The following is a 16,144-nucleotide window of genomic DNA, read 5'->3' as shown; positions in this document are numbered from 1 at the left end:
GCCTCTCAGGCTGCCGCGCGCGCGAGCTCCTTCGGCAGGTAAGGGCGCGCGGAATCGAGGATGTGGGATTTGAGCTCGGCCTGTCCGGGGCAGGGGGGCACCGAGTCCATGGCGTTAGAAAGCAGCCGCTTGAGGCGCGCAACCGCGCCATCGATCCCGAGTTCCGCCACGGCGTTCGGTCGGCCGAGCAGGCTATCCTGGTGAACCGGCTTCCCGAGCTGTTCTGCGCTTGCAACCAGATCGCAGATATCGTCTGCGACTTGATAGGATTCTCCGAGCAGTTCGCCGAGCCTGCTCCAGGCCTCGGCATCATGTCCCGCCGCCATGGCGCCGGCACGGGTCGCCGCCGCGAACAGGGAGCCAGTCTTCGAGCTGTGATAGTGCGCCAGCGAAACCTCGTCCTCGCACTCCCATGCCTGCCCCGCTACGATGCCTCCGGGCCCGCCGGAAGCCTTGGCCAGGATGCCGATCAGGCCGGCGGCGCGTGCGCATTCCGTTGCGGCGCTCCTGCCGAGCGTTTCAAATGCTGCGACGATCAATGCATCGCCGACGAGCAGCGCGAGCGGCTCTCCGTAGGCGCTCTGCACAGAAGGTTTTCCGCGACGCATAGCGGCATTGTCGAAGCATGGAAGGTCGTCGTGAGCGAGCGATGCACAATGAATGAGCTCGATCGAGGCCGCGGCGGCATCGGCAAGCGCAGGCTTGTCATCGCCACATGCTGATGCAACGGCGAGGCAGAGACGCGGACGGACGCGCGCGCCACCGGGAAAAACCGCGTATCTCAGGGCCGCGGAAAGCCGGGGAGGGCAAGGAGCAGAGCACGGGCCAAGCAGAGAATTCTCAAGTGCAGCTTCGATCCGGTCGATCGGAAACATGTCTGTCACCTATGGCTGTCCATATTGCAAGTCATCAATATATGTCCAATAATATTGACAATCGTTGAGCGCATTGGCAAATGCTTTTTTCTTTCTGGTGTGGAGCGTGGCTCAGGCCCCGAAGATCATCGTCGTAGGCGCAGGGATCGGCGGGCTTGTCGCTGCGCTCGATCTCGCGCGGCAGGGGTGCGAGGTTCTCGTAGTCGAACGCGCGGCGTCGCCCGGCGGGAAGATGCGGGAGATCCTGATCGACGGGCGCGCGATCGACTCGGGTCCCACAGTCTTCACCATGAAGTGGGTGTTCGAGGCGATTTTCGAGGATGCTGGAGCCGTCCTCGGCGACGAGCTCGATCTTGTAAGGGCTGAAATCCTTGCGCGGCACGCCTGGAATGAGACGGATCGCCTCGATCTCGTCGCTGATGTCGAACGGAATGCGGAAGCGATTGGGGAGTTTGCAGGCCCCGCCGAGGCCAAGCGATATCTGGAGTTCTGCGAACGGGCGAGGTTGACTTACGATGCGCTCGAAAAGCCGTTCATCCTGTCCCCGAAGCCGAGTCCGGTATCGCTCGCGATGAGTGGAGGACTCAAGGGGATCGGTGATCTCTGGCGAACCTCTCCGTTCGAGACGCTATGGCGAGCACTCGGGGATCACTTTCACGATCCTCGCCTCCGGCAGCTCTTCGGACGCTATGCCACTTACTGCGGCTCGTCTCCGTTCGAATCGCCCGCAACGCTGATGCTTGTCGCGCACGTCGAGCAATCCGGCGTTTGGCTGGTTCGCGGCGGCATGTACAGGCTGGCGACAGCGCTCGCACGGCTTTGCCAGCAGTGGGGCGTCTCTTTCCGCTACCGAACCGAAGCTGGTCAGATCCATATGAGCCGGGGCCAGGCCGCCGCGGTCGAGTTGTCGACCGGCGAACTTATGAGTTTCGACGGCATCGTTCTGAACGGCGATCCGGCTGCTGTCCACGACGGCCGGTTCGGTGACAGTGTCGCGCCGGCCGCGTACGTGCCGCGGTCGAGCCGTTCACTTTCTGCCGTCACTTGGTCGATGGTCGCTGAGACGAGCGGCTTTCCGCTCTCGCGCCACAACGTCTTTTTCTCGCGCGACTACGAGCGCGAGTTCGCCGACGTCTTCCGTCGCGAGCAACTCATCGCCGAGCCTACGGTCTATGTTTGCGCTCAGGACAGAGACGATCGCGGCGGCACCTCGTCTGAGGGTGAGGAACGTCTGCTTGTCCTCGTCAACGCTCCGGCTATCGGGGACACCCGCAAGTTCGAAAAATCGGAGATCGAGCAATGCCGAACGAAGGCTTTCGCGGTGCTGGAGCGGTGCGGACTTTCGATCCAGGCCCGCGCCGGCCGGACGGAGGTGACGACACCATGGGACTTCGAGCGGATGTTTCCGGCCACGGGCGGGGCTCTCTACGGCCAGGCGTCTCACGGCTGGACGGCGTCCTTCACGCGGCCAACGGCCAGGACGCCCATTCCGAGGCTCTATCTTGCGGGGGGAGGGACGCATCCGGGGCCGGGGGTGCCGATGGCAGCCATTTCGGGTCGGCTGGCCGCGGCGCAGGTGATTTCGGACCTGGTTTCGACGTCGAAGTTCCGCACGGCGGTTACGCCTGGTGGTACATCGATGCGTTGAGCGACGACGGCCGTAACGCATTGACGCTGATTGCCTTCATCGGCAGCGTGTTCTCCCCTTACTATGCCTTCAACCGACGCTTCGGCAGCGGCGATCCCGCGCAGCATTGCGCCGTCAACTTGGCCCTGTACGGAAACCACGGAAAACGCTGGTGCATGACGGAACGGCCTCGCGCCGATCTGATGCGATCGCCCGCCAGTCTCGCTATCGGACCCAGCGGTCTCCAGTGGGAGGAAGGCAGGCTCACCATCTCGATTGACGAGCGCACCGTGCCGCTGCCCCGGATCATCAAAGGCACTGTCACGGTCACAGACTTCACACCCGGCTGCGCGTCCGTTGCGCTGGACGGTCGGGGAGCCCATCTTTGGCGGCCCGTAGCGCCTCACGCCCGAATTCACGTCGCCTTCGAGCAGCCGCTCTTGAGCTGGACCGGCAACGCGTATTTCGATCGCAACTGGGGTAGCGAACCCCTTGAGCGCGCATTCAGGCGCTGGACGTGGGCGCGCGCTCACGCGGGGCGCCGCACGCACGTGATCTACGACGCGGAGCGCAGGGACGGTGCGCGGCTTTCAATCGCCCGGCAATTGAGCGAGACGGGTGAGCATAAGGATTTCGAGCCTCCATCGGAGGCAGAGCTGCCGCCGTCGATCGTCTGGCGCATGCCGCGCGCGATGCGCTCCTGCCGGGATGCTCCGCCCCGTATCGTCAAGACACTCGAGGATACGCCGTTCTATGCCAGGAGCCTGATTCAAAGCACCATGGAAGGCGAGCGCTTGTCGTGGATCCACGAATCCCTTTCGCTGGATCGTGTCAGCAATCCGGTGGTGCGGTTGATGTTGCCGTTCAGAATGCCGAGGTTCAAAAGCCGCCCCCGCTGAGCGCTGCCCCGGCCCGCCAGCGGGTCGGCTTTCCTGACGTCTCGTTGGCTTGACAGCCGGGCAAATGACGATGACGATACGTCACGGGCTCTCCAAAAGAGCCCCCTCGGAGGAGACGAACTTGCGCCGAATTTGGCCCGACGCGGTCGCACGTGCCGACGCCGGCCTGCGCTTGCAGGCTTGAGGCTGCCATGTCCCGCGCAAAATCACCGTCGAGCAGCGATCTCGTCACGGCTCGCAATGTCGATTTCTCTAACTGCGACCGTGAGTTAATTCAATATCCCGGTGCTGTGCAAGGTCACGGCGCTATGCTCATCGTGGACGAGCCGGACTTTCGCATCCAGCAGGCGAGCCTCAACTGCAGGGAAATCATAGGCGTTGATGCAAAGGACCTTCTTGGCAAGTCGATCGCCGATGTGTTCGGCCAACGCGCGCCGGAAATGCTCGAGCGCATGCACCGTATGGCGCTGGAGTATGGCCCCGTTCATGTCGTGCGCGAAAGCTTCGCCGGCTCGACCAGTGGCGTGAACATCTTCGCCCACCGTTGCGACGGTGTGCTTATTCTCGAGCTCGAGGCGATTACGAGCGCCACGGAGCCGGCCAGCACACAGCTCTATTCCGACGTTCGGGAGAGCATCGCGAAGTTGGAAAAAGCCCGGGGGATTCAGCAATTTCACGACCTTGCCGTAGACCGTATTCGAGCCTTCACGGGATACGACCGCGTCATGGCATACAAGTTCGCGGAAGACGGCAGCGGCCACGTCGTCGCGGAGGCGAAGCGAGAGGATCTCGAGCCCTATCTTGGCCTGCATTACCCGGCGACCGACATTCCCGCGCCTGCCCGGCGTCTTTTCGGGCTGAGCTGGCTTCGGCATTTGCCTGACGTCAACTACACCGCCGTCCCCCTCATTCCCGATGTTCACCCCGTCACGGGGCGCCCGATCGACATGAGCTTTTCGATCCTGCGCAGCGTTTCCGTCATGTACGCCGGATACCTGAAAAATATGGGCGTGCACTCGACGATGGTCATGCCGCTCATGAAGGAAGGGGTGCTGTGGGGATTGATATCGGCCATGCATCACAGCGGTCCTCGCCACGTGCCCTACGAGGTCCGCATGGCGGCCGAGTTTCTCTCCCACATGGTTTCGCTGCTCATGGCGGGCAAAGAGGATTCTGAATTCTACGAAACCCGCTTCCGCATGAGCGCCGTCGCGGACCAATTGGTCGAGGAGGCGCGGCAGGACCCCGACCTTCACAGCTCGCTCGGATCTCAGGACCGCAATTTGAACCTTTTGAGCCTGCTTCCGGCGCAAGGAGCGGCTGTAAGCTCGCGCGGGAAGTTGTCCTTGATCGGACTGACGCCGACATCCGAGCAGACCGCTGAATTGGTGCGATGGGTTGCCGACCAGAACCTTCCGGTCATTGCCACTGACAGGTTGTCGGAAATCTATCCCGCAGCGGCGGCTTACAAGTCCGTGGCGAGTGGCGTCCTTGCAACCCGCCTGGCCGCGCACACCACAGAAATGCTCCTTTGGTTCAGGCCCGAGCATATCGAAATCGTGAATTGGGCTGGTGACCCGAAAAAGCCGATGCAGATCTGCGAAACGGATGGAGAGGTTAGATTGCAACCTCGCGCTTCGTTTGCGCTGTGGAAGCAGAGCGTCACCGGCCGGAGCGAGCCATGGCGCAAAGACGAGAAGGATGTTGTCGAGCACCTCCGGCAGGCGCTGATGAGCTCAATAGCGTCCCGCGCCGAGGAGATCGAACGCCTCAATCGGCAATTGGCTGATGCGAACGTCGAGCTGGATAGCTTCGCCTATGCGGCATCGCACGATCTCAAGGAGCCCCTCCGGGGTGTGCATCACTTGGCGAGTTTCCTGAAGCGGGGCGAGCAGGACCAACTCACGGAGGAGGGCCGTCAGCAACTGGATGCGATCCTGCGGCTAACCCGCCGGATGGACGATCTTATTGAATCGCTTCTTCAATATTCGCGAACCGGGCGCACCGAGCTGTCGCTTCAGAATGCCGACCTGGATGTGCTGCTCGATGAAACCCTTCTGGCGTGCCGGCGGTTGATCACTGATACCGCGACGGAAATTCGGCGTGCGGAACAGCTCGGAACTGCGTTGTGCGATGCGGTAAGGCTGAAGGAGGTTTTCGCCAATCTCATCATTAATGCAATCAAGTACAACGACAAACCAAACCGGATCGTCGAAATCGGCGTAGAGGAGATTGTCGTAGAGGAAGCGCCACGGAAACGGTATTTTGTGAGAGACAACGGCATCGGTATTACCGACGCGGCCAAGGAACAGATATTCGAGATCTTTCACCGCATGCATGGGCAAGACGAGTTCGGCGGCGGCACAGGGGCGGGGCTCACGATTGCCCGCCGCACGATTGAGCGTCACGGTGGGAGGCTGTGGGTGGAGTCGTCGGTCGGCGAAGGCTCGACGTTCTTCTTCACTCTCGGCCCGGAGGCATCCAGATGACAGCTGGCAAGGGCAAGATCATTTCCATTGAGGACAGTGACACGGATTTCATGGCCCTGAGATTCGCGCTGAAATCCTCAAAAATCGACGCTGAACTCGAACGCTTCACGACCGGCGGCACCGCCATCAGCCAATTCGGCGCGAGTTGCCCGCTCCAGCGAAAATCGACGCTGATCCTGCTGGATCTCAATCTGCCTGGTATCGACGGCCGCCAGGTTTTGAAGGCCGTGCGCGATCACGATCCCAAGCGGCAGGTGCCGGTCATCGTGCTCTCGACGTCGTCCCACCCCCGAGACATCGAGTTCTGTCAGCATGCCGGCGCCGATGCCTATGTCGTGAAGCCGTTCGAGCTGGACGATTGGGAGCGCAAGATCGGGCCATTGGCGAGCTATTGGCTTGAGAAGGCGTCGCGCACGTCGGCCACCTCCAGCAGCAAAGCCGACTCGCGCACGCCCGGCCACCTCCCGGTTCTGGATCGCTCGCAGCTGATCCGTGCCATCGAGGCCGAGATCATTCCGAGGCTGCTTTTGGCGCACGGCCATTCGTCCTCCGAAAACGCGGCAGCGGCTCTATCGGACGAGATTGCGGAGCTTGCGCGGCTTGCGCTCTCCCAGGACACGGCCGCCGCGACGGCGCTGGTCGAGCGCTTGCAAACTCCCAGCGTAACGCTGGAGATGCTATTCAAGTCGCACGTCGCACCGGCGGCGCGACTGATCGGAGATCTCTGGAAGGCTGAAATGTGCGCGTTCAGCGAGTTCGAACGCGCATTAACCTGCCTTCAGGATCTGTTGGTGCAGGTCAATCCGCCCAAAGCCTCCGACGAAACGCTTCACTGACAACTCTTCTGACGATTGCCTTCGCAACACTTGGGTCCCCCTGGATTCCGGTGACAATGAGTTTGTGTTCGGGCGCGCGCGCCCGAACTGGGCGAGCATTTTTTTTGGCAGGTGACGAACGGCGCGCGCCGATGCTATAAAAGCGCATGTCAGAGAAGTTGACACATATAACTGTCATACTATCTAGACCCCGAGGGTTTTGTGCGGGCGTGGTTCGCGCGATTGAGATCGTAGAGCGTGCGCTCGAGCTCAGCGGACCGCCGGTCTACGTTCGCCACGAGATCGTCCACAACAAGAGTGTCGTCGAGGACCTGCGCGCCCGAGGCGCGATTTTCGTCGATCGGATCGCTGATATCCCCGAAGGCGCGACGACAGTTTTCAGCGCGCACGGCGTTTCGCCATCCGTGGAGGAGGAGGCCAAGCAGCGTTTTCTCGACGTCGTCGATGCAACGTGCCCTCTCGTCCGCAAGGTCCATAGTGAGGGACGTCGCTATGTCCAACAGGGCTATGACGTCGTGATGATCGGCCACCGCGGCCACGCCGAGGTCGAGGGCACGATGGGCCAAATTGGCGTTATGGGGAAAATTCACCTCGTGGAAACGCCGGCGGATGTCGCCGCGATAGACGTCGCGGACGCCACGCGAGTAGCTTACGTCACGCAGACGACGCTCAGTCTGACTGACGTGAGGCAAACCGTCGAAGCCTTGAAGGGGCGCTTTCCTTCCATCGTCGGGCCGGACACCCGCGACATCTGCTTTGCGACGCAGAACCGCCAGGCGGCCATCGCCAGCATCGTCGACCGCATCAACCTGCTTCTCGTCTTAGGTTCGAAGAACAGCTCGAACGCCAATCGGCTGCGAGAAATCGGCGAGGCGCGGGGTGTGCCCACCTACATGATTGAGGACGCGCTCGCGTTCGATCCGGACTGGCTCAAGGGCGTCCGTACTGTCGGCGTGACCGCAGGAGCATCGGCGCCGGAGCGGCTGGTGCAGGATCTCGTCGTACGAATGAGCGAGCTGAGATCCGTGAGTGTTGAGGAAATGGACGGCCGGAAAGAGACCGTACGATTTCGCCTGCCGGACAGGTTCTTGGATGGAGCCGTGCGGGCGGCGAGCGGCATCGGAAGGTGACAGGCATGGCGAAGACCTATCCGTTCTCTGCGATCCTCGGTCAGGAGGAAATGAAACGCGCGCTCATGATAGCGGCCGTCGATCCCGCAATCGGGGGAGTCTTGATTTTCGGCGATCGCGGAACGGGCAAATCGACGGCTGTTCGTGCGCTGGCCGAGCTGCTGCCGCCGATGCGCGCCACCGCTGGCTGTCGTTACCATTGCGATCCTGACGCCAACGGATCAGGGTGTGCCGAATGTCAGGGGCGCGGACACGGTGGGCCGCTCGAGAGGGAGATCATATCCGTTCCCGTCGTCGACCTTCCGCTCGGCGCGACGGAAGATCGGATCGTCGGAGCGCTCGATCTCGAACGGGCACTGACGCAGGGCGTCAAGTCTTTTGAGCCGGGACTGCTCGCGCGGGCGAACCGGGGATTTCTCTACATCGATGAAGTCAATCTGCTTGAAGATCACATTGTCGACCTCCTGCTCGACGCCGCGGCGTCCGGAGAGAATGTCGTCGAGCGCGAGGGCCTGAGCATTCGCCATCCGGCACGGTTCGTGCTGGTCGGCAGCGGCAATCCCGAGGAAGGAGAGTTGCGGCCCCAATTGCTCGATCGCTTTGGTCTTTGCGTGGAGGCGGTGACGCCGGAGGACGTGGAGACGCGTGTCGAGATCGTCCGCAGGCGCGATGCCTTCGAACGCGATGGATCCACGTTCCTCGCGGCTTGGCAGTCTCAAACGGATGAGCTGCGGCGCGGGATCGTGGCTGCTCGCGAGAGACTGCATGAGGTTTACGTCGGCGACGCGATCCTGCGGCAGGCATCCCAGCTCTGCGTGCGAGTCGGCGCGGACGGGTTGCGCGGAGAGTTGACGATCGTGCGCGCTGCGCGGGCGCTGGCGGCGCTGCAAGGTAATCATGCCGTGGTCGTGGAGCACGTCCGCGAGGTCGCGCCAGCAGCATTGCGGCATCGGCTGCGTCGCGACCCGCTCGACGAAAGCGCTTCGACGGTGCGCATCGGCCGTGCGATCGAGGAAAACTTCAGAGCGTGAGGCCATGGCGGGCGAGGCAGTCAACGCGGATTACGATGCTGCGTTCGCCGCGGCTCTTCTCGCTGTCGATCCAGTGGGCCTTCGCGGTCTCGTCCTCTTGGGACCGCCCGGTCCCAAGAGAGAGCACTGGTTGGCGCATTTCGGCTCGCTCCAGTCTGATCGATCGCGCGTCACACGACTGCCGGTTCACGCGACGTCGGCCCGGCTTCTTGGAGGACTCGACCTGGCGGCGACGCTTGCAGCCGGGCGGCCTCTTTTCGAGCGCGGCCTGCTTGCCGCAGCCGACGGCGGGACCCTTCTGATCGGGTCCGCGGAGCGTCTCGACCGCCACGCAGCGTCGCTGCTCTCGTCTGCTCTCGATCGCCGTGAGTTCGTCGTCGAACGCGATGGTTTTACGGAGAGACATTCTGCATCGTTCGCGGTTGTCGCCTTCGATGAAAGTTTGGACGACGATGAGGGGGTGCCTGCAACCTTGTCCGATAGACTGGCGATGATTTGCAGTCACGATGATCGCGCGCCGCTAACCGCAGCGAGCTGGACGATCGACGATGTGGCGCAAGCGAGGTCGCGCCTTGAGGTTGTGCACATCGGAGACGAATGGCTGCGCACGTTGGACGAGGTCGCGACCCAGTTTGGCGTGAGGTCGCTTCACGTTTTTTCATCGGCGGTCCGCGTCGCCCGGTGTAGCGCGGCGCTCGCGGGCCGCACGCAGGTTTGTGAAGACGACGTCGCTGCGGCTGCGCGCCTCGTCATTGGTCCGCGTGCAATCGTACTGCCGGTCGAAGGGACGCCAGACCGGCCGGAGCAGGAAAGTGCTGGCGACCAGCCACGGCCCGACGACACCGATCCCTCAAGCAGTTCCTCCGCACGGGATATGATCGTTGCGGCAGCGAAGTCCGCTCTTCCTCCCGGTCTTCTAAGCAGCCTGGACAATGGCACTTCGAGCAAGCGGTCCCTGCGATCCGGCCGCGCAGGACAGCCGATAAAAGCAACGCGCCGGGGTCGTCCTGCCGGCATACGCGCCGGGCGCTGGGACCGTAACGCGCGTCTCAACATATTCGAGACGTTACGCGCCGCCGCGCCATGGCAGAAGATCAGGCGAAAAACCTCTCCAGGGTCCCGTCGCATTCTTGTCAGGCCGGACGACTTTCGCGTCACAAGGCTGAAACACAAATCCGAAACCGCTGTTATTTTTGTGGTCGACGCCTCTGGATCGACGGCCATCGCCCGTCTGGCCGAGGCGAAGGGTGCGATTGAACTCCTGCTGGCGCATTGCTACGTCCGTCGAGACCAGGTGGCCTTGATCGCCTTCGGGGGGCGCGGCACCGATCTTCTGCTGCCTCCAACGAGATCGCTGACAAAGGCCCGGCGGGATTTGTCGGATCTGCCTGGCGGAGGCGGAACGCCGCTGGCGTCGGGCATCTGCGCAGCTGGAAAGCTTGCTGCACAGGTTCGTCGCAGAGGGCAGTCCCCGTTGCTGATTTTGCTGACCGACGGGCGCGCAAATCTGGCGATCGATGGAACCGCGGACCGGCCGCGCGCTATGTCGGATGCCCTGGCAGCCGCGGCGGCGATCAAGTCCGGTAACGTGCCCGGCATTCTGATCGACACGTCGAACCGTCGTGCAAGCGAGCCGGCTCAGCGGGTTGCCGAAGCTCTGGGCGCGCGATATCTGCCGCTGCCGCACGGAGATGCCGAGACGCTTTCGCAGGCCGTACGCCATCACGCCCGCCGGAGCGGACTGTGACAGCCCCCCTCGATTGGCAGCGCGACGGCCGTGACTGGCCTAACCGCGATGCCAGCAGTTTCGTCTCGGCGGGAGGGCTCGTCTGGCATGTGCAAATGATGGGGGCCGGCCCGACGCTGCTTTTGATCCATGGCACAGGCGCGTCCACACATTCGCTGCGCAAGATCATGACGTTGCTGGCCCGACAGTTCACGGTAATCGCCCCTGATTTGCCCGGTCACGGGTTTACGGCTGTGCCAGCCGATGCAACTGGACTGAGCCTCCCCGCGATGGCAGGGGGCATTGGCAAGTTGATGCGCAAGCTGGGCGCAGAGCCCGTTCTAGCGGCGGGTCATTCGGCGGGGGCGGCGATCCTGATCCGCGCGGCTCTGGACGGAGAGATCAAGCCCGCGAGCATCGTGAGCATCAACGGCGCGTTGCTCCCGTTCAGGACACCGGTCGGGCGGCTCTTTTCACCGATTGCCCGGATGATGGCGCTGTCGCCCGTCGTGCGACACATCATGGCGTGGCGCGCTCAAAGCCCGTCCGCGGTGGAGCGCGTGCTACGCGGAACAGGCTCGAAGCCGTCACGTGAGGACGTGGCGTTCTATAGTCGTCTGTTTGGCAATCCGGGACACGTCCAGTCGGCACTCGGCATGATGGCGAGCTGGGATCTCGACAGCCTGGTCAGCGACATGCACCGCCTCGGCCCGGAGCTCGTGCTCGTCGTTGGAGAGGATGATCGCGCGATTTCTCCTGCGGATGCGGAAAGAGCCGCGTCTCTCGCGCCGTCGGCTCGCATCGTGAGAGTCGCAGGCGCCGGACACCTCGCGCACGAGGAGAAGCCCGAAGAGATCGCGGAAATCGTAGTCGAAACGGCAATGCGGTTGTCGCTTCTGAGCCCTCCGGCGCGAAATGCGTGATTTCCCGCCAAGATGGTTGCGAAGAATGTAATTACAGTATTTAATGTCCAACTATGTTGACACTTCCGTCACGTTCCCGCAATGCCGCGTCTTCTGATGGCCGCCCACATGCGATCGTGATCGGCAGCGGCTTTGGCGGGCTGGCTGCAGCCATCCGGCTCGGTGCACGGGGCTACCGCGTGACCGTCCTGGAAAAGCAGCTGAAGCCCGGCGGTCGCGCTGCCGTCTTCCGCCAGGACGGCTTCACGTTCGATGCTGGCCCGACAATCGTCACAGCGCCGTTCCTGTTTGAAGAGCTTTGGGGGCTCTGCGGACGGCGCATGTCGGACGACATCGATCTGAGGCCGCTCGATCCCTTCTACCGGATCCGCTTCCACGACGGACGGACAGTAGACTGCAACAGCGATCCGGCCGCGATGCGGGAGGAAATTCGCCGGATCGCTCCCGAAGACGTCGCCGGTTACGACCGCTTCATGCGCTTCTCCGAGGAGATCTATACCACCGGCTTCGAGAAGCTTGGGCATGTTCCGTTCTCTTCGTGGACCGACATGGCGCGCGTTCTGCCGTCTCTCCTCCGCCTGAAGAGCTTTCGTAGCGTTTATGGGGTGGTGTCGCAGTATGTACGCAACCCACAGGTCCGCATCCTTCTGAGCTTCCATTCGCTGTTCGTGGGCGGCAACCCGTTCGACGTCACGTCGATCTACGGCCTCATTTCATTCCTGGAACGTCGATGGGGCGTGCACTTTCCGATGGGTGGAATGGGATCGCTGGTCGAGGGACTTGTGCGTCTGATCGCGGGGCAAGGCGGCCGCATCGTCTACGGCGCCGAAGTCGCAGAGGTGCTCCTCGATGGTCGCAGGGCGATTGGCGTGAAGCTCGCAACGGGCGCCATCATGCGATCCGACATCGTCGTCTCTAATGCCGACGCTGCGTGGACCTACCACAAGCTCGTTCCATCCCACGCGCGTCGTCGCTGGACGGACCGGAAGCTCGAGCGGGCCCGCTACTCCATGGGCCTCTTCGTTTGGTACTTCGGGACGACGCGGCGCTATGCGGATGTCCCGCACCACACTATCCTGCTCGGCCCCAGGTACCGGGAGCTTCTGCGCGACATCTTCCGAAAGAAGACGCTCGCAGAAGACATGAGCCTATACCTTCACCGGCCCACGGCGACGGATTCCTCCATGGCTCCGCCCGGCTGCGACGCATTTTATGTCCTGTCGCCCGTTCCAAACCTCTGCGCATCCATAGATTGGAACAGCGAGGCAGAGCGGTATCGCCGCGCGGTGGCGAACGTCCTGGAGTCGACAGTGCTGCCCGGGGTCGAAAAAAATCTCGCGACCTCTCGCGTGGCGACGCCGCTGCATTTCGAAAGCCAGTTGTTGTCGTTCAAGGGAGCCGGCTTCAGCTTCGAGCCGATCCTCACCCAAAGCGCTTGGTTTCGCCCACACAATGTCAGCGAAGATATCGACCGCCTCTATCTCGTAGGAGCGGGCACCCATCCGGGAGCAGGAGTCCCGGGCGTTCTCTCGTCGGCTCGGATTCTCGACACGGTGGTACCTCATGCAGCCGCACTCGCTTGAACTCGCGCACGGCGCGCATTCAGATCTCATGGCCTGCCGCGCTCTGCTCCGCGACGGATCGAAATCCTTCTACTCTGCTTCGTTCCTTCTTCCCCGCTCTGTACGGGAGCCCGCGACGGCGCTCTACGCCTTTTGCAGAGTGGCGGACGACGCCATCGACGTTGCGGCGCGCCATCCGGGCGCGATAGAGATGCTTCATCAACGCCTGCATCAGGCCTACATCGGCGAGCCTTGGGCGATCGCATCTGACAGGGCTTTCGCGCGGGTAGCGCTGCAGCATCGCATTCCGCAAGAAGTACCTAGAGCGCTGATCGAGGGCCTTGCGTGGGATGCCGCCGGGCGGCGCTACGAGACCATCGATGATCTCATTGCCTATGCGGTGCGCGTCGCAGGGACGGTGGGCATCATGTTTGCGCTCGCAATGAACGTTCGATCCCCTCAGCTTCTGGCGCGTGCCTGCGACCTCGGCATTGCGATGCAACTTACAAATATCGCGCGAGACGTGGGCGAGGACGCTGCTGCGGGCCGCATCTATCTTCCGTTGAGATGGATGCGCGAGAGCGGGCTTGATCCGGGCGCTTGGCTTGCTGCGCCGAGGCCATCCTCAGCACTAGCCCGGGTGGTCGGGAGACTGCTTCTTACGGCAGACGAATTCTATCGGCGGGCCGACTCGGGCATCGCGGCCCTGCCGGCGCTCTGCCGTCCAGGCGTCAATGCCGCCCGCCTGATTTACGCCGAGATCGGTAAAGAGGTCACACGCAACAGGCACGATTCCGTCTCGCGTCGCGCCGTCGTGTCCAAGGAACGTAAGCTTGCGCTGATCGCCCAAGCGCTTGTCCCGCCAAACGAGGCGCCGCTCGCGCGCGATCTTCCGCCCGCGCCGGCGGCGAAGTTTCTGATCGACGCCGCGTCTCACCTCGAGCCCGCAGATACGCTGCCTGCATGGTGGAATCTGAATGGGCAAGCCGTCCGGCTGATTGAAATCTGGGAGCGGCTCGAGAGGCGCGAGCGCGCGGCACTATGAAGAGAAGTAGTTCGTTCGGTCCGGGCAGGGCCGGGAATGGGTGCAACACATGACGTCGATGGAAGGCACGCCCAAGAAACGCAGCACGCCGGTTTTGGATCGCGTCTCAATTCCGGCCGACCTCCGCGCTTTGCCGGAGAGCGACCTCGTTCAACTGGCTGATGAGCTCCGGCAGGCGACGATCGACGCTGTGTCGGTCACCGGGGGGCATCTCGGCGCCGGCCTCGGTGTCGTCGAGCTCACCGTCGCCTTGCACCGCATTTTCGACACGCCCAGAGATCGGCTGATCTGGGATGTCGGGCACCAGGCTTATCCGCACAAGATTCTCACGGGCCGGCGAGAACGGATTCACACGCTGCGCCAGCCCGGCGGGCTCTCGGGCTTCACGCGCCGTTCCGAAAGCACGTACGATCCGTTCGGCGCGGCGCATTCCTCGACGTCGATCTCCGCCGGTCTCGGCATGTCCGTCGCTCGCGATCTCAAAGGCGAGACGAACAATGTCATTTGCGTGATCGGGGATGGCGCCATGAGCGCAGGCATGGCGTATGAGGCCATGAACAACGCGGGAGCGGCGGATGCGCGTCTTATCGTCGTTTTGAACGACAACGATATGTCTATCGCGCCGCCCACGGGGGCGCTGTCTCGCTATCTCACGCGCGTCACCTCGGGTGGCGTGTATTTGCACGTCCGCGATCTCGCGAAGCAGCTTGCCAAGAGACTGCCGAAGCAATGGGAGCGGCGCGCCGCGCGGATCGAGGAACTGTCGCGGACCTACTGGTCCGGAGGCGCATTCTTCGAGGAGATGGGCTTTTATTACGTCGGCCCCATCGACGGACACGATCTGTCTCAACTTTTGCCCGTGCTGCAGAACGTCCGCGACGCCGATCGCGGGCCGATCCTGGTGCACGTCGTGACGCAGAAGGGAAAGGGCTATGCCCCGGCCGAGGCATCGCCCGACAAATACCACGGAGTGGTCAGTTTCAACGTGCTGACCGGTGCACAAGCGAAGCCGAAGCCGAAGGCACCATCTTACACGCGCGTGTTCGCCGACAGCCTCGTGGCGGAAGCTCGCAAGGACAGTCGCATCGTCGGCATAACGGCGGCGATGCCCGATGGGACCGGCATTGACGTGTTTGCTAAGGAGTTCCCGGATCGCGCGTTTGACGTTGGCATAGCCGAGCAGCACGCCGTAACGTTCGCGGCTGGTCTTGCGGCCGAGGGCCTCAAGCCGTTTGCAGCCATCTATTCGACATTCCTGCAGCGTGCTTACGATCAGGTCGTGCACGACGTGGCGATCCAGCGGCTCCCGGTGCGCTTCGCGATCGACCGCGCCGGGCTCGTCGGTGCGGACGGGGCGACCCACGCCGGGTCGTTCGATTTGGCGTATCTCGGTTGCCTGCCTCACTTCACGATCATGGCACCGGCTGACGAGGCCGATCTGGTCCACATGGTGGCCACTGCAGCGGCCCTCGACGATGGGCCCTCGGCAATTCGCTACCCGCGAGGCGAAGGAACGGGAGTTCCACTTCCGCGAGAGGGCGCCCCACTGCCGATTGGCGTTGGGCGCGTGGTTCGCGAAGGTACGAAAGTTGCGCTGCTCTCTCTGGGCGGGCGCCTGAAGGAATGTCTCGCCGCAGCCGATAAGCTATCTGCGCTCGGACTATCGACAACAGTAGCGGACGCGCGGTTCGCAAAGCCGATAGATCACGCGCTCGTGCGCCAGCTGGCGCGCCATCACGAATTGCTCGTCACCGTTGAAGAAGGCTCGATCGGCGGCTTTGGCAGCCAGGTTCTCCACTCCCTCAGCGGAGAAGGCCTGCTCGACGGCAAGCTGCGCATCCGCTCTCTGGTCCTCCCTGACGTGTTCATGGAGCACGGAGCGCCGGACGCCATGTACGCGGCGGCAGGGCTGGACGCGGCAGGTATTGTCGGGGTCGTTCTTGCGATGATCGGCAACGATGTGCTGACCGGGGGCGCCGCCCTTAGCCAGCTCTGAGAGCG

General features: G+C 62.9%; 12 protein-coding genes. 11 read left to right on the top strand and 1 reads right to left on the bottom strand.

Going from position 1 to position 16,144, the window contains the following annotated elements; translation table 11 throughout:
- Positions 1-5: 5 nt before the first annotated feature.
- Entirely contained in the window at positions 6-875 is an 870-nt protein-coding gene (locus PE058_RS15170; RefSeq protein ID WP_020086088.1) for a polyprenyl synthetase family protein, read from the bottom strand.
- A gap of 106 nt (positions 876-981) precedes the next feature.
- On the opposite strand from PE058_RS15170, the gene crtD reads away from it, so the two are divergent.
- The 11 genes from crtD to dxs all read left to right on the top strand — a co-directional run bounded on the left by crtD (position 982) and on the right by dxs (position 16,139).
- Entirely contained in the window at positions 982-2,523 is a 1,542-nt protein-coding gene (crtD, locus tag PE058_RS15165) for a 1-hydroxycarotenoid 3,4-desaturase CrtD (RefSeq protein WP_271028792.1), read from the top strand.
- Positions 2,520-3,401 carry a hypothetical protein gene (locus PE058_RS15160; protein WP_271028791.1) on the top strand — a complete coding sequence of 294 codons (882 nt, stop codon included), beginning with the start codon at positions 2,520-2,522 and terminating at the stop codon, positions 3,399-3,401. Before crtD ends, PE058_RS15160 begins: the two co-directional genes overlap by 4 nt.
- 191 nt (positions 3,402-3,592) lie before the next feature.
- Positions 3,593-5,890 carry an ATP-binding protein gene (locus tag PE058_RS15155; protein WP_026868055.1) on the top strand — a complete coding sequence of 766 codons (2,298 nt, stop codon included), beginning with the start codon at positions 3,593-3,595 and terminating at the stop codon, positions 5,888-5,890.
- Positions 5,887-6,726, top strand: a complete 840-nt coding sequence (locus tag PE058_RS15150) for a response regulator (protein ID WP_020086092.1) — start codon at positions 5,887-5,889, stop codon at positions 6,724-6,726. Before PE058_RS15155 ends, PE058_RS15150 begins: the two co-directional genes overlap by 4 nt.
- Before the next feature lie 146 nt (positions 6,727-6,872).
- Positions 6,873-7,856: a 4-hydroxy-3-methylbut-2-enyl diphosphate reductase gene (gene ispH / locus PE058_RS15145; RefSeq protein ID WP_271028790.1), complete on the top strand. Its 984-nt coding sequence runs from the start codon at positions 6,873-6,875 to the stop codon at positions 7,854-7,856.
- 5 nt (positions 7,857-7,861) lie between these two features.
- A complete protein-coding gene (bchI, locus tag PE058_RS15140; RefSeq protein WP_271028789.1) occupies positions 7,862-8,887 on the top strand; it encodes a magnesium chelatase ATPase subunit I in 1,026 nt (341 codons plus the stop codon).
- A 4-nt stretch (positions 8,888-8,891) separates the two neighbouring features.
- Positions 8,892-10,634 (top strand): magnesium chelatase subunit D, encoded by a 1,743-nt coding sequence (locus PE058_RS15135; RefSeq protein ID WP_271028788.1) that lies wholly within the window; start codon positions 8,892-8,894, stop codon positions 10,632-10,634.
- Complete coding sequence (gene bchO, locus PE058_RS15130) at positions 10,631-11,536, top strand: alpha/beta fold hydrolase BchO (RefSeq protein ID WP_271028787.1); 906 nt, start codon at positions 10,631-10,633, stop codon at positions 11,534-11,536. The genes PE058_RS15135 and bchO overlap by 4 nt, the downstream gene beginning before the upstream one ends.
- A 53-nt stretch (positions 11,537-11,589) precedes the next feature.
- Complete coding sequence (locus PE058_RS15125; RefSeq protein ID WP_271028786.1) at positions 11,590-13,119, top strand: phytoene desaturase; 1,530 nt, start codon at positions 11,590-11,592, stop codon at positions 13,117-13,119.
- Positions 13,100-14,143 (top strand): phytoene/squalene synthase family protein, encoded by a 1,044-nt coding sequence (locus PE058_RS15120; RefSeq protein WP_271028785.1) that lies wholly within the window; start codon positions 13,100-13,102, stop codon positions 14,141-14,143. The genes PE058_RS15125 and PE058_RS15120 overlap by 20 nt, the downstream gene beginning before the upstream one ends.
- Positions 14,144-14,192: 49 nt before the next feature.
- On the top strand, positions 14,193-16,139 hold the full coding sequence (gene dxs, locus PE058_RS15115; RefSeq protein WP_271028784.1) for a 1-deoxy-D-xylulose-5-phosphate synthase: 1,947 nt from the start codon (positions 14,193-14,195) through the stop codon (positions 16,137-16,139).
- Positions 16,140-16,144: the final 5 nt, after the last annotated feature.

Origin of the sequence: Hyphomicrobium sp. DMF-1, from assembly GCF_027886585.1 — a bacterium.
In the GTDB taxonomy this organism is placed as follows: Bacteria; Pseudomonadota; Alphaproteobacteria; order Rhizobiales; family Hyphomicrobiaceae; genus Hyphomicrobium_C; species Hyphomicrobium_C zavarzinii.
The sequence above is the reverse complement of the archived record's forward strand: the minus strand, read 5'-3'. Positions and strand labels throughout refer to the sequence as shown.